The sequence below is a fragment of the Micromonospora sp. WMMD714 genome (assembly GCF_029581315.1).
Classification (GTDB): Bacteria; Actinomycetota; Actinomycetes; order Mycobacteriales; family Micromonosporaceae; genus Micromonospora; species Micromonospora rifamycinica.
Genome location: NZ_CP120744.1, coordinates 2,487,784 through 2,504,153 on the forward strand (window position 1 = coordinate 2,487,784; position 16,370 = coordinate 2,504,153).

General features: G+C 75.2%; 17 protein-coding genes and 1 pseudogene. 12 read left to right on the forward strand and 6 right to left on the reverse strand.

Features of this window, described 5'->3' with window-relative positions; translation table 11 throughout:
• Positions 1 to 185: 185 nt before the first annotated feature.
• From O7625_RS11125 to O7625_RS11145, 5 genes are all read left to right on the forward strand, one after another.
• Positions 186 to 881 (forward strand): DivIVA domain-containing protein, encoded by a 696-nt coding sequence (locus O7625_RS11125; RefSeq protein ID WP_282345755.1) that lies wholly within the window; start codon positions 186 to 188, stop codon positions 879 to 881.
• Positions 878 to 1,399, forward strand: a complete 522-nt coding sequence (locus O7625_RS11130; RefSeq protein WP_282345756.1) for an SRPBCC family protein — start codon at positions 878 to 880, stop codon at positions 1,397 to 1,399. The genes O7625_RS11125 and O7625_RS11130 overlap by 4 nt, the downstream gene beginning before the upstream one ends.
• 117 nt (positions 1,400 to 1,516) lie before the next feature.
• Positions 1,517 to 2,113: a DNA-3-methyladenine glycosylase I gene (locus O7625_RS11135; protein ID WP_282345757.1), complete on the forward strand. Its 597-nt coding sequence runs from the start codon at positions 1,517 to 1,519 to the stop codon at positions 2,111 to 2,113.
• Positions 2,110 to 2,694 (forward strand): hypothetical protein, encoded by a 585-nt coding sequence (locus O7625_RS11140; RefSeq protein ID WP_282345758.1) that lies wholly within the window; start codon positions 2,110 to 2,112, stop codon positions 2,692 to 2,694. Before O7625_RS11135 ends, O7625_RS11140 begins: the two co-directional genes overlap by 4 nt.
• Before the next feature lie 64 nt (positions 2,695 to 2,758).
• On the forward strand, positions 2,759 to 3,511 hold the full coding sequence (locus O7625_RS11145) for an SDR family oxidoreductase (RefSeq protein ID WP_282345759.1): 753 nt from the start codon (positions 2,759 to 2,761) through the stop codon (positions 3,509 to 3,511).
• A 43-nt stretch (positions 3,512 to 3,554) separates the two neighbouring features.
• Here O7625_RS11145 and O7625_RS11150 read toward each other — a convergent pair whose 3' ends face one another.
• Together O7625_RS11150 and O7625_RS11155 are read right to left on the reverse strand one after the other, a co-directional pair.
• Positions 3,555 to 4,346 carry an enoyl-CoA hydratase-related protein gene (locus O7625_RS11150; protein ID WP_282345760.1) on the reverse strand — a complete coding sequence of 264 codons (792 nt, stop codon included), beginning with the start codon at positions 4,344 to 4,346 and terminating at the stop codon, positions 3,555 to 3,557.
• Between the two features lie 4 nt (positions 4,347 to 4,350).
• Positions 4,351 to 5,169 (reverse strand): PaaX family transcriptional regulator C-terminal domain-containing protein, encoded by an 819-nt coding sequence (locus tag O7625_RS11155; RefSeq protein WP_067306641.1) that lies wholly within the window; start codon positions 5,167 to 5,169, stop codon positions 4,351 to 4,353.
• Positions 5,170 to 5,360: 191 nt separating this feature from the next.
• Here O7625_RS11155 and O7625_RS11160 point away from each other — a divergent pair, with 191 nt between their 5' ends.
• Both O7625_RS11160 and O7625_RS11165 read left to right on the forward strand, forming a co-directional pair.
• Positions 5,361 to 5,528, forward strand: coding sequence for a DUF3117 domain-containing protein (locus tag O7625_RS11160; RefSeq protein ID WP_007455245.1), 168 nt, complete (start codon positions 5,361 to 5,363; stop codon positions 5,526 to 5,528).
• Positions 5,529 to 5,668: 140 nt separating this feature from the next.
• Positions 5,669 to 7,135 carry a leucyl aminopeptidase family protein gene (locus O7625_RS11165; RefSeq protein ID WP_282345762.1) on the forward strand — a complete coding sequence of 489 codons (1,467 nt, stop codon included), beginning with the start codon at positions 5,669 to 5,671 and terminating at the stop codon, positions 7,133 to 7,135.
• A gap of 7 nt (positions 7,136 to 7,142) precedes the next feature.
• Here the strand turns inward: O7625_RS11165 and O7625_RS11170 are convergent, their stop codons facing one another.
• A complete protein-coding gene (locus tag O7625_RS11170; RefSeq protein WP_231932363.1) occupies positions 7,143 to 7,751 on the reverse strand; it encodes an O-methyltransferase in 609 nt (202 codons plus the stop codon).
• Between the two features lie 376 nt (positions 7,752 to 8,127).
• Here O7625_RS11170 and O7625_RS11175 point away from each other — a divergent pair, with 376 nt between their 5' ends.
• Together O7625_RS11175 and O7625_RS11180 are read left to right on the forward strand one after the other, a co-directional pair.
• Positions 8,128 to 9,465, forward strand: coding sequence for a trypsin-like peptidase domain-containing protein (locus O7625_RS11175; RefSeq protein ID WP_282346897.1), 1,338 nt, complete (start codon positions 8,128 to 8,130; stop codon positions 9,463 to 9,465).
• Between the two features lie 73 nt (positions 9,466 to 9,538).
• On the forward strand, positions 9,539 to 9,970 hold the full coding sequence (locus tag O7625_RS11180; RefSeq protein WP_282345763.1) for a preprotein translocase subunit TatB: 432 nt from the start codon (positions 9,539 to 9,541) through the stop codon (positions 9,968 to 9,970).
• 63 nt (positions 9,971 to 10,033) lie between these two features.
• On the opposite strand, the gene O7625_RS11185 is transcribed toward O7625_RS11180, so the two are convergent.
• The 3 genes and pseudogenes from O7625_RS11185 to O7625_RS11195 all read right to left on the reverse strand — a co-directional run.
• Positions 10,034 to 11,182: a P-loop NTPase gene (locus O7625_RS11185; protein WP_282345765.1), complete on the reverse strand. Its 1,149-nt coding sequence runs from the start codon at positions 11,180 to 11,182 to the stop codon at positions 10,034 to 10,036.
• A 304-nt stretch (positions 11,183 to 11,486) separates the two neighbouring features.
• Positions 11,487 to 12,161, reverse strand: coding sequence for a DUF1003 domain-containing protein (locus tag O7625_RS11190; RefSeq protein ID WP_282345766.1), 675 nt, complete (start codon positions 12,159 to 12,161; stop codon positions 11,487 to 11,489).
• Between the two features lie 94 nt (positions 12,162 to 12,255).
• Positions 12,256 to 13,500 (reverse strand): annotated as a pseudogene (locus tag O7625_RS11195) (CBS domain-containing protein); the annotation flags it as partial.
• Between the two features lie 32 nt (positions 13,501 to 13,532).
• On the opposite strand from O7625_RS11195, the gene O7625_RS11200 reads away from it, so the two are divergent.
• The 3 genes from O7625_RS11200 to O7625_RS11210 all read left to right on the forward strand — a co-directional run bounded on the left by O7625_RS11200 (position 13,533) and on the right by O7625_RS11210 (position 16,193).
• A complete protein-coding gene (locus O7625_RS11200; RefSeq protein WP_282345767.1) occupies positions 13,533 to 14,402 on the forward strand; it encodes a PhzF family phenazine biosynthesis protein in 870 nt (289 codons plus the stop codon).
• Between the two features lie 216 nt (positions 14,403 to 14,618).
• Positions 14,619 to 15,134, forward strand: coding sequence for a hypothetical protein (locus O7625_RS11205; protein ID WP_282345768.1), 516 nt, complete (start codon positions 14,619 to 14,621; stop codon positions 15,132 to 15,134).
• A gap of 87 nt (positions 15,135 to 15,221) precedes the next feature.
• Positions 15,222 to 16,193 carry a DMT family transporter gene (locus O7625_RS11210; protein ID WP_282345769.1) on the forward strand — a complete coding sequence of 324 codons (972 nt, stop codon included), beginning with the start codon at positions 15,222 to 15,224 and terminating at the stop codon, positions 16,191 to 16,193.
• Positions 16,194 to 16,370: the final 177 nt, after the last annotated feature.

A 16,370-nucleotide genomic window follows, 5' to 3' on the forward strand; every position in this document is an offset into this window, starting at 1 on the left:
AACCCGCCCCGGCCCCGGTGCGGCACGGCGGCCCGCCCCGGCCCCGGTGCGGCACGGCGGCCCGCCCCGGCCCCGGTGCGGCACGGCGGCCCGCCCCGGGGCCGGTACGGGTACGGCGCAAAGATCGGCGACGATGATGGTGGTTGGGGTCGCTCCGGAGGGTCTCCCCGTGCCACGATCTCCTCATGGGTCAGACTCTGCTCATTGTGGTCGTCGCGTTGACCGTGGCGGCGGTCGTGTTCGGCGTGACGGTGCTGATCTCGGGCCGGGACGGGCTGACGCCCGTCGAGCCCGACGGCCGGGCCGTCCCGTTGCCCGGTGGCCGGCCGTTGCGTGAGTCGGACGTCGGCGCGCTCCGCTTCGACACCGCCCTGCGCGGCTACCGGATGGCCCAGGTCGACCAGGCCTTCCGGCGGGCCGCCTACGACATCGGCTACAAGACCGAGCTGATCGGGGTGTTGGAGGCCGAGATCGCCGCGCTGCGCGAGGGGCGTACCGCCGAGGCCGACGCGCTGCGTCGTACCCGGGAGGAGTCCGTCGGCGCCCCGGCCGACGACGCCCCGGCCACGCCCGTCGCCGACGGCACCGCGCCGGAGGCCCCCACCGTCGAGGTCGAGCCGGTGGAGTCCGCCGGTGCGCCGGCCGCGTCGCCGGAGCCGGTGGCCCCGACCGTCCGCCCGGCGGCGGGCGGGACGACCGCGAAACTGCCCGCCCCCGCCCCGGGCGACGACCACCCCGACGCCACCCCCGCCGAAGCGGGCCGGGCCGAGGCCGTCCCCGTCAACGCCACCCCAGCCGACGGCCGGGCCGGGACGGACCGGACGGCCGACAGCGTCGAGGACCGCCCCGGCGGTACGGCCGTCCGGTCGGAGCCGGTGTGACCGGAACCGACCCGGCCGGCGGTGGGCTGGCCGACGAGGCCGCCCAGCCCGGCGCCGGTGAGTTCACCGCCACCGTGATCGTCGACGCCCCCGCCGCGCGGGTCTTCGCCGCGCTGACCGACTGGGAGGGGCAGTCCGACTGGATTCCGCTGACCCGGGTCCGGGTGGTCGAGGGTGACGGCGGGGAGGGCAGCGTCATCGAGGCGGTCACCGCGCTCGGCCCGGCGGTGCTGCGCGACGAGATGCGGGTGGTCCGGGTCGACGCGCCGTACGAGGTGGGGGTGGTCCACTTCGGCAAGCTGCTGCGCGGCCCCGGCGTGCTGCGCTGCACCCCGCTCGCGGACGACCGCACCCAGGTGGTCTGGCACGAGTGGTTCCACCTGCCCGGCGGGTCGGCCGGGCGGGTCGCCTGGCCGCTGCTCTGGCCGGGTTCCAAGGCCAGCCTGACGCTGGCCCTCAGGCGCTTCGCCCGGCTGGTCGAGTCCGGCCGGCTGCCCCGCCCGACCCCCCGCCGCTGACCGACCGACCGCCGGCCCGACCGGCTGCGGACCGCCGACCAGCCGCCGCTCCGACCGACCGCGCGCGGAGCCGGTGCCGGGCGACGGGTGTCAGGCCGCTGGCCTAGCGTGTACCGGGTGACTGACCTGGTGACCGGCCCCGACGGCCTGCCCCGCTGCGCCTGGGGGGCGAGCACCCCGGACTACGCGATCTACCACGACACCGAGTGGGGCCGCCCGCTGCGCGGCGACGACGCCCTCTACGAACGGCTCACCCTGGAGGCGTTCCAGTCCGGGCTGTCCTGGCTGACCATCCTGCGCAAACGCGAGGCGTTCCGGCTCGCCTTCGCCGGCTTCCGGATCGAGCGGGTCGCCGCCTTCGGCGACGCCGACGTGACCCGGCTGCTCGCCGATGCGGGAATCGTCCGCAACCGGGCCAAGATCGAGGCGGCCATCGCCAACGCCCGCGCCGCGCTGGCCCTGCCCGACGGGCTCTCCGCGCTGCTCTGGTCGTACGCGCCGCCGCCCCGGGCGGCCCGGCCCGGGTCGTTCGCCGAGGTGCCGGCGACGACCCCGGAGTCCGTCGCCCTGGCCAAGGCGCTCAAGAGGCAGGGCTTCCGCTTCGTCGGCCCCACCACGGCGTACGCGCTGATGCAGGCCACCGGCATGGTCGACGACCATCTCGCGGGCTGCCACGCCGGCACCCCCGTGGCCCGTGATGGGATGGGGTCATGACCGTGACCGACCACCGCAGCACCGGCCCGACCGACGTCGACGGCGGGCGGGGCGACGACGCCTGGGCGGTGCTGCTCCCGGCCGGGCGGTACGACGCCGAACGTCTCGTCCACCACGACACCCTGGAGCTGGCCGTCCCGGCCGGTGTGCCCGCCCCCCGCCCGGGTGACCCGGTGGCGGTGCTGGCCGACGAGCCGCCCCGGCTGGTGGCGCTGGGCCGGGTCGCCCGGCACGACGGCGGGGCGGTGCTGGTGACGTACACCCGGCGGTCGTTCGACGCACCGGTGCCGGTGGACCGGGTCGCGGTCGCCGGCCCGGTCACCGCGCTCGACCCCGGCACCTACCGCGAGCTGGTCGACCGGCTCGGCCCGCCACCGCCCCGCCGCACCTGGCTGGTCAGCCTCGACCTGCCGATCGAGGCCGAGTCACGGGCCGAGGCGGTCCGGCTCTTCTGGTCCTACGTGCGGGAGCTGGGTCCGGCCGAGCTGCCCGCGTTCGTCTCGCCCAGCGGCGACGAGCTGGCCATGCAGGCGTTCGTGCTGGGCGTCGAGGCCAACCAGGATCCGGAGGAGGACGACTAGCCGCCGGCCCACCGGGTATGGCGCACCGGTGCCGGCAGCCGGCCGGCCGGGTGAGGGAGAGCCGATGCGGTTCCAGGACAAGGTCGCATTCGTCACCGGTGGCGCCTCGGGGCTCGGCGAGGCCACCGCCCGCCGCTTCGCCGCCGAGGGCGCCCGGCTGGTGATCGCCGACATCGACGCCGAGGGCGCCGAGCGGGTGGCCGCCGACCTGCCCGACGCGCTCGCGGTCACCGTCGACACCGGCGACGCCGGGGCGGTGCAGCGCAGCGTCGCGGAGGCGGTGGGGCGCTACGGCCGGATCGACGTCATCTTCAACAACGCCGGCATCGACGGCCGGCAGCAGCCGCTGCACGAGATGGACGTGGAGAACTGGCAGAAGGTCCGGCGGATCAACGGCGACGGCGTGTTCCACGTGCTGAAGTACGGCATCGAGGCGATGCTGCGCGGTTCCGGGGGCGCGATCGTCAACACCTCGTCGACCACCGGCCTGGCGGCGCAGGAGAACATCTCCCCGTACACCTTCACCAAGGCCGGCATCGTCGGGCTGACCCGGTCGGCGGCGGTGGAGTACGCGGCCCGCGACATCCGGGTCAACGCGGTCGCCCCCACGGTGGTGATGACCCCGCTGGTGCAGAACTTCATCGACAACGCGCCCGACCCCGCGGAGATGCGGACCCGGATGGAGTCGTTCAACCCGAAACCCGGCATGCCCACCCCGGACGACGTGGCCGGTGTGGTGCTCTTCCTCTGCTCCGACGACGCCGCCTGGATCACCGGCCACACGATCCCCGTCGACGGCGGTTACGTCGCCCGCTGACCGCCCGCCCTCGGTCCGACGGCCGGGTGGCCGCCGGGGAGGCTCAGTTGCCCTGGAAGACCGGCTTCTGCTTGTTGACGAAGGCGGTGGTGGCGGCCCGGTGGTCGGCGGTGCCGCCGCAGATCGACTGCGCCTGCGCCTCGGCGGAGAGGGCGTCGGCGAGGGTGCCGGCGTCGGCGATGGAGAGCTGCCGCTTGATCGCCCCGTACGCCACGGTCGGACCGGCGGCGAGCCGGGCGGCCAGCTCGTGCGCGGTGGGCAGCACCTGCTCGTCGTCGTCGACCAGCCGGGTGAGCAGACCCAGCCGGTACGCCTCGGCGGCGTCCACCGGCTCGGCGAGCATCAGCAGCTCGACGGCCTTGGCGTGGCCGACCAGCCGGGGCAGCGTCCAGGACGCCCCGGTGTCGGCGGCGAGACCCACCCCGGCGAACGCCATCAGGAACTTCGTCTTCGGCCCGCCGATGCGGAAGTCGGCCAGGAAGGCCAGCGAGGCGCCCGCCCCGGCGGCCATGCCCCGGACCGCGGCGACCACCGGCCTGGGCAGGTTGGCCAGCCGGGCGGCGATCGGGTTGTAGTGCGCCCGGACGGTGTCCAGCGGATCCCGGCCCGGCGACTCCAGGACCTGCACGTGCTCGCGCAGGTCCTGCCCGGCGCTGAACGAGCCACCCGCGCCGGCCAGCACCACGGCCCGGCAGGACCGGTCGGTCTCCAGCGCGGCCAGGGCGTCCCGCAGGGCCTCCTTGAGCGCCACGTCGAGGGCGTTCATCGCGGTGGGGCGGTTCATGGTCAGGGTGACCACGCCATCGGTGCGGTCGACGAGCAGCGGCTCGGTCACGTCTCTAACGGCCCTTCTGTCGGGGAACCCGGTTGCCGGCGTCGAGGCACTGCTCGACGTACCGGTCGGCGGCCGGCCGGAGCCGGGTGGCGTGCCGGTCGAAGAAGCTGGCGGCGGCGGTGCCGGGCCAGCGTTCGGGGAGCAGTGCCGGGGGGAGTTGCGGGTCCTGGAAGAGGAAGGTACGCCACGCGTGCACCAGCCGGAACCGGGCCGCGTACGCCTCCTCGTCGCCGCTGCGCACGGTGACCCCGGCCAGCTGTGCGCGCTGTTCGGCGACGAACCGTTCGTAGGCGTGCCCGATCTCGGCCAGGTCCCAGGCCCGGCGGACCACGCCCATCGCGCCGGGGGTGCCGGCGGCGTGCGCCGCGGTGAACCGCTCGTAGCGCACCCCGGCCTCCTCCAGCAGCACGTCGACGTCCTCGCTGGCCCGGGTCGCCACCCAGGTGTGTTCGTCGAGGGTGCCGTAGCCGAGGAAGCTGAGGTTGGCGGCGAGCCGCTGCCGGTCCCGGCGGGCCGTCGGCGTCGCCAGGACGAGCAGGTCGAACCGCCCGTCCCAGCTGACCCGGCCGGTGCGGTAGATCCGGGCGGCGGCCTCGTCGAGCCGGCGGACCGCCTTCGGCGTGATCGAGTACCCGGGGCCGGAGGCGAGTCGCAGCGGTTCGAGCCAGCCCTGGCGGACCATCCGGGACACGGCGGTCCGGACGGCCGGCGGGGCCACCCCGAGCGGAGCCAGCAACTTCACCAGGGCGGCGACCGGTGCGCGCCCACCTCTCGTGCGGAGATGGTCACCGTAGAGGTCGAAGAGTGCCGACCGTGCCTGCATGACCGCACATTGTGACAGGCCTTCTCAAGATAAGCTAGGTGCTGTTACATCAATGCTGCTCCGGTTTGGGTCCGGCGGTGTTCATCAGGGAAAATCGTGGTCGACGCCCCCGCGTACCTTGCGGGTGGTCGGCACGAAGTGGCTGTGGGGCAGTACACCTACCCTGATGTATAGGTCTGAGGGGAGACAACATGGCGGCGATGAAGCCGCGGACGGGCGACGGTCCGCTGGAAGTCACCAAGGAGGGTCGGGGCATCGTCATGCGTGTCCCGCTGGAGGGCGGTGGCCGGCTCGTCGTCGAGATGACTCCCGACGAGGCCAACGCGCTCGGTGACGCGCTGAAGGCGGCCGCCGGCTGATCGCCGGCACTCCGCGCGGTGCCGCGCGGACGGTCCCGTGTCCCTGAGTCACCGGCGACGCCGGTGACTCAGGGACTTCGTCTGTCCCCCGCGGGTCGTCGAGGTCCCGCACCACGAACTTCCCGGAGGTACGGTCCAGCGTGCTCGCCATCAGTCTCGCCGTCGCCGTCGACCACTCGGACGTCCTCGTCCTGCCCGTCCGCGCCGCCACCGATCCGGACCACAGCGCGCCGACGCTGGTCGCCACCGCACCGCCGCCCACCGACGAGGTGCGGGCCGAGGCCGCGGCGCTGCTGCCGGTCGCCCGGCTGACCGGCCGACCCGGCGAGACCCTGAGCCAGCTGCGTCCCGGTGGTACCCCGGGCCGGCTGATCCTGCTGGGGGTGGGCGACGGCGGGGAACGGGCCTGGCGGACGGCCGGCGCCGCCCTCGCCCGGGCCGCGGTAGCTGAGACACATGTCACGTTCGGTCTGCCCGCCGACGCGACGGCCGGGGTGGTCCGGGCGTTCGTCGAGGGTCTGCTGCTCGCCTCGTACCGGTTCCGGCTGGCCGAGGGGGAACCGCCCGCGCTGACCGGGGTGACCCTGCTGACCGCCGCGCCGGACCCCCTCGCCGGGGCGGTAGAGACGGCCCGGACCACCGCCCGGATGACCCGCCTCGCCCGGGACCTGACCAACACCCCCTCCTCGGTGAAGACCCCGCAGTGGTTCGCCGGTCAGGTCGCCGACGCCGCCGCCGAGCACCCCGACCTGCACCTGCGGGTACGCGGGCCGCAGGAGTTGGCCGCCGAGGGCTTCGGCGGCATCCTCGCCGTCGGCGGCGGCTCGGCCAGCACCCCCCGCCTGGTCGAGCTGGCCTGGCGGCCGGCCGACGCCCGGCTGCACGTCGTCCTGGTGGGCAAGGGGATCACCTTCGACACCGGCGGCATCTCGATCAAGCCGGTGTCGGCGATGAAACTGATGCGCAAGGACATGGCCGGTGCGGCGGCGGTCGTCGCGGCCACCCTCGGTGCGGCGGCGCTGCGGCTGCCCGTCCGGGTGACCGCGCTGACCCCGCTGGCCGAGAACATGGTCAGCGGTGCGGCGTTCCGCCCCGGCGACGTCATCACGCACTACGACGGCACGACCAGCGAGAGCACCAACTCCGACGCCGAGGGCCGGCTGGTGCTCGCCGACGCGCTCGGCTACGCGGCCCGGGAACTCCGCCCCGACCTGCTGGTCGACCTGGCCACCCTGACCGGCGCGAACGCGGTGGCGCTGGGCAAGCGGACCGGCGCGCTCTACAGCGACAACGACGAGCTGGCCGCCGCCGTGCTGGCCGCCGTGGACGAGGCCGGCGAGGCGGCCTGGCGGATGCCGCTGCCCGCCGACTACCTGGAGTACCTCGGCAGCGACCTGGCCGACCGGCACAGCTCACCGGCCCGGGGGGCCGGTTCGGTGATCGCGGCGCTCTACCTGCGCGAGTTCACCGGCGAGCTGCGGGACCGGTGGCTGCACATCGACATGTCCGCGCCGTCCTGGGCCGACGGCGACGACGCGGAGCTGACCCGGGGCGCGACCGGCTGGGGCGTCCGTGGCCTGCTGCGCTGGCTGGCCACCCTGGGCTGAGCCCCGGTCAGCACTTCACCGCGGTGAGCAGGCCGTGGCCGACCGGGAGGAGGGCCGGGATCCACTGCTCGGCCTCCCGGATCGCCTTGACCGTCTCCCGCATGGTGACCGTCTGGGCGTCCCGGGCGGCCGGGTCACCGATCCGGCCGCCGGCGAAGCCGCCGTTGAGGGCGAGCACCCCGCCGGGGCGCAGCAGCCGCAGGGCGGCGTCGACGTAGGCCGCCGAGCCGGTCGCCTCGCCGTCCACGAAGATCAGGTCGTACGCGCCGTCGGCGAGCCGGGGCAGCACGTCCAGCGCCCGGCCGGTGATGATCCTGGTCCGGCCGGACGGGAAACCGGCCTCGGTGAAGATCCGTCGGGCGATCCGCTGGTGCTCGACCTCCACGTCGATGGTGGTGAGCACCCCGTCGGCGCGCATCCCGCGCAGCAACCACACGCCGCTGACCCCGGTGCCGGTGCCGATCTCCACCACCGCGCGGGCGTTGCCGGCCGCGGCGAGCAGGCGCAGGGCCGCCCCGGCACCCGGGGTGACCGCGTCGAGACCGACCTCCCGGGCGAGGCTGCGGGCCGTCCGGAGCACGATGTCCTCGCCGACGTACGACTCGGCGAACTGCAACGCCTGCGCCGTCGGGTTACCGGAACTGGCGACCGTGGCGATGGGACACCTCCGGGCGGGGTGGGGTGGTGCGACGGACGGGTGGCGGGTATGAGCCTAGAGGCGAGCCTTCTTCGACGCAGCCGCGCGTCCACCCGTGGCCGTGCCGGCGGGCCGGATCCGGTGGTGGTCGGGCCGTTCGGGGCGGGCCGGATCCGGTGGTGGTCGAGCCGTTCCGGGCGGGCCGGAGCCTGGTCGTGGCTGATCACGAGGGGCCGGCGGTGCCTCCGGGAGGACAAGAGCTGACCCGGCCCGGCGCATCCGTGCAATCCTGGATGGGGTGCCCCCCGCGCGTGACCGTCACCCCCGGTCGTGGCCCGGGGCACCGGGGGACGGACTGGGAGGCACCGACGTGACCGACGGCTGGGACTGGCGAGCGTCCGGCGGGGCTCCGGGGTCGGCGTCGCCGCCGGCCGGGCCGCCACCGACGGGTCCGACGACCGCGTACGGCGGCCACGGCGGCCCGACGTCGCCCTGGTGGTCCGACGCCCTCGCCGACCCCTGGCGCGACCCGTACGCCCCGGCTGCGGTGATCCTGCCGGGCGGGCCGGCGGCCGGGGCGGCACCCGAGCCGGTCGTCGACCCCGATGCGCCGGGGCGGCCGAAGCTGCGGCAACTGCTCCTCGTCCCGCTCGTTGTCGCGCTGCTCGCCGGCACCCTGGGCGGTGCCCTCGGGTACGCCTTCGCGGTCCGCGGCGGCGTCGGCGGCGGGGTCACCCTGGGAGCCGGTCCCGCCGAGGGGCCGGCGCTGGCCCAGCGTCGCCCGGACTCGCTGGCCGGGGTCGCCGGCCGGGTCCTGCCCAGCGTGGTGACCATCCGGGTGGCCGGGCCGGCCGGCACCAGCGAGGGGTCCGGGTTCATCGTCAGCACCGACGGTTACGTGGTCACCAACGACCACGTGGTCGCCGACGGCACCGGCCGGGTGTCGGTGACCTTCAACGACGGCAACAGCTCCCCGGCGACGGTGGTCGGCCAGGACCCGGAGTCGGACATCGCGGTGATCAAGGTGAACCGCAAGGGGCTGCGGCCGATCGAGTTCGGCGACTCCGAGTCGCTCGCGGTGGGCGATCCGGTGCTGGCCATCGGCTCACCGCTGTCCCTGGCGAACACGGTCACCGCCGGCATCATCAGCGCGGTGGACCGCACCATGCAGGCGGGGGAGCCGGGTGGGCCGGTCCGGTACTACGCCGCGATCCAGACCGACGCGGCGGTCAACCACGGCAACTCCGGCGGCCCGCTGGTCGACGCGGCTGGTCGGGTGATCGGGGTGAACTCGACCATCAAGTCGCTGGTCGCGGAGGGGCAGGAGGCGGGGAACATCGGGCTCGCCTTTGCCATCCCGATCAACCAGGCGAAACGGATCACCCAGGACATCATCGGCACCGGCAAGGCCCGGCGTACCGTGATCGGGGCCCAGGTCGCCGGGACCGGGACCGCCACCCGGGCCGGTGCCGGCGTCCGCCTGGCGGCCGTGGAGCCGGCGGGTCCGGCGGCCGGGGCGGGCCTCCAGGCCGGGGACGTGGTCCTCAAGCTCAACGGGCGGCCGATGAACGAACCCACCGACCTGATCGCCCTGGTCCGCAAGTTCGCCCCGGGGGCCGTGGTGACGGTGGAGTACCGGCGGGGCACCACCCGGCAGAATGCCTCGGTGACGCTCGCCGCGGACGCCAAGTGAGGACCGTTCACCCCCTCCCGGAGCGGGGTCTGACGTGCGTAGTCTTGGCCCTACGTGACGAGGAGGCCCCGCAGTGCTCGACAACCTGAACTGGTGGGAGATCGGCGCACTGCTGCTCCTGGCGCTGCTGATCTTCGGGGACCGGCTGCCCAACGTCATCAGCGACGGCCTGCGGATGGTGCGCAACCTGCGCGCGATGGCCCGCAACGCGACCGGTGACCTGAGCCGCGAGCTGGGCACCGACATCCAGCTGGAGGATCTGCACCCGAAGGCGTTCATCCGCAAGCACCTCCTCAGCGAGGAGGACGAGCAGGCGATCCGCAAGCCCCTCCAGGGGGTCTACGACAGCCTGCGGTCGGACGTGACCGGCGTGCACGAGGACCTCAAGGAGGTCGCCGACCGGATCGACCCGCGCGCCGCCGCCCGGAAGGCCGCCACGACGGACACCGCGCCCGCACCGGCTCCCGCGCCGGCCCCCCGGCGGAGCTACGACGACGCCACCTGACATCCGCGCCCGACCGCCGGCCCCCACCCGGGCACCATCGGCGGCGGGTGGGAGCGGCGGCGGTCAGCGGCCGGCGGGCTTGAGGCCGAGGGGCTTGCCGAGTAGCGACTCGCGGCGTACCGCCAGCCGGTCGGCCACCTGGTGCAGCGCCTTCGCGGCGGGCGCGTCCGGCGCGGCCAGCACGATCGGGGTGCCCGCGTCGCCGCCCTCGCGGACCCGGCTGTCCATCGGGATCTGGCCCAGCAGCGGCACCTGCGCGCCGATCGTCCGGCTCAGCGACTCGGCCACCGCCGCGCCGCCGCCGCTGCCGAAGACCTCCATCCGGGAGCCGTCCGGCAGCTCCAGCCAGGACATGTTCTCGATCACACCGACGATGCGCTGGTGGGTCTGCAACGAGATCGCGCCGGCCCGCTCGGCGACCTCGGCCGCCGCGGCCTGCGGGGTGGTCACCACCAGGATCTCGGCGTTGGGCAGCAGCTGGGCGACCGAGATGGCGATGTCGCCGGTGCCCGGGGGCAGGTCGAGCAGGAGGACGTCCAGCTCACCCCAGTAGACGTCACCCAGGAACTGCTGCAATGCCCGGTGCAGCATCGGGCCGCGCCATACCACTGCCGCGTTGCCCGGGGTGAACATGCCGATCGAGATGACCTTCACGCCGTTCGCCTGCGGCGGCATGATCATGTCTTCGACCCGGGTGGGCTTGCCGTCCGCGCCGAGCATCCGGGGCACCGAGTGGCCGTAGATGTCGGCATCCACCACACCGACGGCCAGGCCCCGGGCGGCCAGCGCCGCGGCCAGGTTGACCGTGACGCTGGACTTGCCGACGCCGCCCTTGCCGCTGGCCACCGCGTACACCCGGGTCCGGGTGCCCGGCTGGGCGAACGGGATCACCGTCTCGTCACCGGCGGCACCACCGCGCAGCTTGCCCTGCAACTCCTGCCGCTGCTCCGGGCTCATCACCCCGAACTCGATCTCGACGCCGGCCACCCCGGGCACCGCGCCGACGGCGGCGGTGATGTCGCCGCGCAGCTTGTCCTTCAGCGGGCAACCGGCGACGGTGAGCAGCAGCCCGACCCGGACCACCCCGTCCTCACCGATCTCGGCGGAGCGGACCATGCCGAGGTCGGTGATGGGTCGGCGGATCTCCGGGTCGTTGACGGTGGCCAGGGCGGCCTGGATCGCGTCGGAGAGGGTGCTGACGGGAGCTGACATGCGGGCAATGCTACGTCGACCGCGCGGGGCGACCGCCGGCAGCAGGGCCGGGTGTGAGCGAATCGATCGCCCGATCGGGACCGTCCCGCCCTACCGGACGAAGCCGGACGATCAGGTGCGAAAGACCGGCCACGGTCCCCCGACCGATGCCGGACCGCCCGTGCCGGTCGCCGCCGCCAGGCCTGCCGCCCGGGCCGGTCACTGCCACCCGGCCTGCCGCCCGGGCCGGTCACTGCCACCCGGCCTGCCGCCCGCGTTCGTCGCCGCCGTCCGTGCCGGTCGCCGCCGCCCGCCCCCCGCCTGGTCAGCTCTCCGGGTGACCGTCCCGGGCGTAGTCGCCGTCCCACTCGTCCCGGGGCTCGTCCAGCGGCGGTTCGCCCCCTCCGGGCCGTCGCCCACCGATCCCGGGCCGACCTTCGCCGATCCCGGGTCGACCCTCGCCGGCCCCGGGCCAGCCGCCGGCCCGGTCCGCCTGCCGGCGTTCCCGCTTCTGCCGGCGTTGGGCCGCCGCGTCCAGCTCCTCGGCCAGCCGGGCCAGCTCGGAGCGGAGGAAGTCGCGGGTGGCCACCTCACCCAGCGCGATCCGCAGCGCGGCGACCTCCCGGGCGAGGTACTCGGTGTCCGCCTTCTGCATCGTCGCCCGGCGGCGGTCCTCCTCCAGGGCCACCCGGTCCCGGTCGGTCTGCCGGTTCTGCGCGAGCAGGATCAGCGGGGCCGCGTACGACGCCTGCAACGACAGCACCAGGGTCAGGAACGTGAAGGTGTACGGGTCGAAGCGCAGCTCCGCCGGGGCCAGGGTGTTCCAGCCGAACCACAGCGCGATCACCACCGTCATGTAGACGATGAAGTTCGCCGTGCCCATGCCCCGGGCGATCCCCTCCGACCAGCGGCCGAAGGCCTCCGGGTCGAACCGGGGCAGCTTGACGCCCCGGGGCTCCCGTGGCTGGTCCAGCCGCTCGGTCCGCCGCTGGTCAGCCATCGGTGCCACCGCCGTTCGCCGGGTCGCCCGGATCCGCCTGGCCGGTGTCCGGGTCCGCCCGGCCGGTGTCCGGATCAGCCTCGTCGGTGTCCGGGGCCGGTACGGCGTCCCGGTCCCGCCAGTCCCGGGGCAGGGAGTGGTCCAGCACGTCGTCCACGGTGACCGCGCCGACCAGCCGGTTGTTCCGGTCGACCACCGGCATCGCCACCAGGTCGTAGGTGGCCATCCGGCGGGTGATCTCCGGCAGCGGGGTGGTCGGCCGCAACGGGTCTATGTCGTTGACCACCACCCCGCCGAGCAGGTCGGCCGGAGGCTCACGGAGCAGCCGCTGGAAGTGCGCGATGCCCAGGTATCGGCCGGTGGGGGTGGTCATCGGCGCCCGGGTCACGAAGACCTGCGCGGCGATCGCGGGGGAGAGCTGCTCCTCCCGGATCCGGGCCAGCGCCTCGGCGACGGTGGCGTCCGGCGGCAGGATCACCGGTTCCGAGGTCATCACGCTGCCGGCCGTGCCGGAGGTGTACTTGAGCAGTTGGCGGACCGGGTCGGCCTCGTCCGGCTCCATCAGGTCGAGCAGCACGTCCTGCTCCGGCGGGGGCAGCTCGTTGAGCAGGTCGGCGGCGTCGTCCGGGTCCATCTCCTCCAGCACGTCGGCGGCCCGCTCCCGGTCCAGGGCGGCCAGGATCTCCACCTGGTCACGCTCGGGCAGCTCGCCGAGCACGTCGGCGAGGCGTTCGTCGTCGAGCGCCGCCGCGACCTCGTTGCGCCGGGCGTCGGGCAGGTCCTGGAGGGCGTTGGCCAGGTCGGCGGGGCGCATGTCCTCCAGCACGGCGAGCAGGTTGGCCGTACCCCGGTTGTCGGCGATGCCGGTCAGGCCGCGGACCCGGTCCCAGTCGACCTGGTGCAGGTGGCCGCGGCGGGTCAACCGGCTGGACTGCTCGCGGACGGCGACCCGGGACAGCGCCCACTCGCCGCCCCGGCTGCGCTCCATCGCCACGTCCACCACCGCGCCGGGCTGGCCACCCGGGTCGAGCTGCACCCGCCGGTCCAGCAGTTCCTGGAGGACGAGCAGCTCGTTCGGGCGTTTGGAGAAGCGGCGCAGGTTGAGGGTGCCGCTGCCGAGGACGACCGCGTCGGGGTCGATGGAGGTGATCCGGTTGATGGACAGGAAGATCCGGCGGCGCATCGGCATCTCGGCCACCAGACCCACCACCTCGGGCGGGCGCTGGGTCGGCCGGATCCGGGCCACCGCGTCGCGGACCCGCCCCACCTGGTCGCCGTTCGGGTCGAAGACGGCGACTCCGGCGAGTCGAGCGATGTAGACCCGGTTCGGCGTACTCACGGCCCCAGCCTAAGCGCCTAGTGTTTACCACCATGTCGACCCTGGCCTACGAGATCGTGGACGTCTTCACCGACCGCCCGTTCGCCGGCAACCCCCTGGCCGTGGTCTTCGGCGCCGAAGCGCTGGCCACGGAGCAGATGCAGGCGCTGGCGATGGAGTTCAACCTGTCGGAGACGGTGTTCGTGCTGCCGCCGACCCAGGTGGGCGCCACGTACCGGGCGCGGATCTTCACACCGACCGGGGAGCTGCCCTTCGCCGGTCATCCCAGCGTGGGCGCGGCGGTCACCGCCAGCCGCCGTGGCCTGTTCCCCGCCGGGTCGGTCAGCCAGGAGTGCCACGCCGGGGTGCTGCCGATCGAGGTGACCGCGACCGGTGCCACCCTGACCGGCGGCACCTGCACCCTCGGGCCGGAACTCGACCCGGAGCCGCTGCTGGAGATGGCCGGGCTCACCGCCGCCGACCACGCCGGCCCGTCCCCCCGGGTGGCCGGCTGCGGGCTGGAGTTCCCCTACCTGCCGGTGCACCCGGACGCGGTGCCCCGCGCCCGGGTCAACGCCGCGGCGGCCCAGCGGTACGGGGTGGAGCACGTCAGCGTCTTCTCCTGGGACGCCGACACGCGCACCGCGCACGCCCGGGTCTTCGTGCCGGGGCTCGGGGTGCCGGAGGACCCGGCCACCGGCTCGGCCGCCCTGGGGCTGGGGGTGTGGCTGGTCGCCAGCGGTCTGCTCCCCGGCGAGGGCCGCTCCGGGTACGCCGTCCGGCAGGGCGTGGAGATCGGTCGCCCGTCCGAGCTGGCCTGCACGGTGACCGCCGTGGACGGGCAGGCGGTCGGCGCGACAGTGGCCGGTCAGGTGATGCCGGTGGCCCGGGGCGAGATCCTGGTCCCCCCGTTCGTCGGCTGACCACGGAGCGCACCGGCCGGCCGGGCGCGGGCTCCGGGGCGCATTCTCGGTCCGCTATGGCTACCTGCTGGCGCCGGCCTGCCGGGCGCGGGCTCCGGACCCGCCGTCGTGCGGGCGGGCGGTCAAGGGCGACGGGTCGGCGGTCGGGGGCGACGGTGACCCGGCGGAGTCGGCGGTCGGGTGTCGTCCGGGCGGGAGCTGCGAGAGGATGCGGGGGTGACGGACGAGGTGGACGCTCCCCGGTCGACGCCCCTGGTCGACGAGGCGATGAAGAAGGCCGCCGTGGCCTGGGTGGCGGTGGGTGCCGGTGCGGCGACCGCGCTGTGGTGCGTACCCCTGGAGGGGTCGTTGTTCGTGGTCAGCGGGCCGGGAGAGCAGGCCGCGCCGGGCCTGGCCGACGCCGACGCCGCCCGGGTGACCCTGCGCGGCGACCACGGCGGACGCATCGTGACCTGGCCGGCCCGGGTGACCCGGCTGGCCCCGGGCACCCCGGAGTGGGAGACGGCGGCCCCGCTGGTGGCGGCGAAGCGGCTGAACGCCTCCGGCCCGACCGCCGACCTGGTGGCCCGCTGGGCGGCCGACGGCTGCGCGCTGACCCGGCTCGCCCCGGACGGCCCGCCGGACGCCGGGACGGCCCTGCCGGACACCTCCCTGGCCGCCGAGCCACGCGGCGCGGCCGTGGTCCGGGCCACCCGCAAACCGTTCCGCCTGCACCGGGTCCGCCGCCGCTGACCCGCTGCTGCCCGCCGCCTGCTGCCGCTGACCCGCCGCCGCCCGGCATCGCCGCAGCCGGTGCGGGCCGTGTGAGGATTACTCCCCGTGTCCTCCGCCCACCCGCGCCCGCCCGTCGATCCGCTGACCGTCGGCGTCCTCGCGCTCGCCGTCGCCTCGGTCTCGTCGTCGGCCCCGCTGATCGCCTTCGCGGCGGCGCCGGCGCTGGCCGTCGCGTTCTGGCGCACCCTGCTCTCGACCGCCGTGCTCGCGCCCTTCACGCTGACCCGCCGCCGGGTCGAGCTCCGCACGCTGACCGTGGGGGCGGCCCGCAGGGAGGGCTGGTACTGCGTGCTGTCCGGGGTGGCGTTGGCCGCGCACTTCGCCACCTGGATGCCGAGCGCCCAGCTCACCTCGGTGGCGGCGGCCACCGCGCTGGGCGCGACCCAACCGGTGTGGCAGGGGCTGATCGCCCGCTGGCAGGGCCGGCGGCTGCCGTCCGCCGTCTGGGTCGGTATCGGGCTGGCCGTGACCGGCGCGGTGCTGGCCACCGGCGCGGACGTCGGCGTCTCCGGCCGGGCCTTCGCCGGTGACCTGCTCGCGGTGGTCGGTGGGATGTTCGCCGCCGTCTACACCGCGTTCGGCGAGCGCGCCCGCGCCACCATCAGCACCGCCACCTACACCACCATCTGCTACGGGGTGTGCGCGCTGGTCCTGCTGGTCGTCTGCCTGGTCGGCGGGGTACGGCTGCACGGCTACGGCCCCGGCACCTGGCTGGCGATCCTCGGGCTGGTGGCGGGGGCACAACTGCTCGGCCACTCGATGTTCAACCACGCGCTGCGCCGGGTCTCGGCGACCACGATCAGCGTGCTGATCCTGCTGGAGGCGCCCGGCGCGGCGCTGATCGCCTGGGCCTGGCTGGGCCAGCTGCCGCGCCCGCTCGCCCTGCCCGGGTTGGCGCTGCTGCTCGTCGGGGTGACAGTGGTGGTGCTCGGCGGATCCCGCGCCGGCCGTCGCCCCGTCCCGGCGGCGCTCCCCGCCGACGCCGCCCCGCCATCGTCCCGTCCGCCGGCCGGCTGACCTGCCCGTCCCGCCCAGCCGCCCGTCCCGTTCGGCCGCCCACCCCGGCGGCCCGTCCTGTCCGGTGGCCCGTCCTGTCCGGCTGGCGGGCGCGGTCGGCTGTCCTTCGCGGCCGGCTGGCCCGCGTGGTCGGGTGCGCGCTCGTCCGCGCGCGGTCGGCTGCCCGGCCGGACCCGG

Coding starts and splice junctions, on each gene's coding strand:
- O7625_RS11125 (WP_282345755.1), top strand. CDS start 186: ATGGGTCAGACTCTGCTCATTGTGGTCGTCGCGTTGACCGTGGCGGCG.
- O7625_RS11140 (WP_282345758.1), top strand. CDS start 2,110: ATGACCGTGACCGACCACCGCAGCACCGGCCCGACCGACGTCGACGGC.
- O7625_RS11145 (WP_282345759.1), top strand. CDS start 2,759: ATGCGGTTCCAGGACAAGGTCGCATTCGTCACCGGTGGCGCCTCGGGG.
- O7625_RS11155 (WP_067306641.1), bottom strand. CDS start 5,169: ATGCAGGCACGGTCGGCACTCTTCGACCTCTACGGTGACCATCTCCGC.
- O7625_RS11160 (WP_007455245.1), top strand. CDS start 5,361: ATGGCGGCGATGAAGCCGCGGACGGGCGACGGTCCGCTGGAAGTCACC.
- O7625_RS11185 (WP_282345765.1), bottom strand. CDS start 11,182: ATGTCAGCTCCCGTCAGCACCCTCTCCGACGCGATCCAGGCCGCCCTG.
- O7625_RS11190 (WP_282345766.1), bottom strand. CDS start 12,161: ATGGCTGACCAGCGGCGGACCGAGCGGCTGGACCAGCCACGGGAGCCC.
- O7625_RS11200 (WP_282345767.1), top strand. CDS start 13,533: ATGTCGACCCTGGCCTACGAGATCGTGGACGTCTTCACCGACCGCCCG.